The following is a 538-nucleotide window of genomic DNA, read 5'->3' as shown; positions in this document are numbered from 1 at the left end:
CGCAGCTCAACGGAGCCCATCAGCATGTAGTACAGCGCAAGGAAGATTGGCATCTGAATCAGCAGCGGGAAGCAACCACCCAGTGGGTTTACTTTCTCTGCTTTATACAGGGCCATCATCTCCTGACTCTGACGCTGTTTGTCATCGCCCAGACGCTCACGCATAGCCTGAATCTTCGGCTGCAGCATACGCATCTTCGCCATGGAGGTGTACTGCGCTTTAGTCAGCGGGTACATGATGCCACGAACGATGAAGGTGATAACGATGATGGAGAAGCCCCAGTTACCCAGGAAGCTGTGGATGAACTTCAGCAGCTTAAACAGCGGCTGAGAGATGAACCACAACCAGCCGTAATCGACGGTCAGATCCAGGTGCGGCGCAACAGCAGCCATTTTGTCCTGGATTTCCGGGCCGACCCACAGGGTGCTTGCCAGCTTACCGGTTTGACCCGGCTGAACCAGAACTGGCTGAGACTTGTAGCCGATGGCGGCAATACCGTTGCCCAGGTTCGCGGTGTAGAAGTTATTCGTACCGTCGT

General features: G+C 54.8%; 1 protein-coding gene. It reads right to left on the bottom strand.

All coding sequences use genetic code 11. The annotated features are described in order from the left end of the window. Nucleotides 1–538 (bottom strand): membrane protein insertase YidC (gene yidC, locus HL189_RS22540; protein ID WP_369135967.1); only part of this gene is annotated, 538 nt, incomplete at both ends.

It is taken from the genome of Modestobacter sp. I12A-02662, from assembly GCF_041028325.1.
Classification (GTDB): Bacteria; Actinomycetota; Actinomycetes; order Mycobacteriales; family Geodermatophilaceae; genus Modestobacter.
The sequence above is the reverse complement of the archived record's forward strand: the minus strand, read 5'-3'. Positions and strand labels throughout refer to the sequence as shown.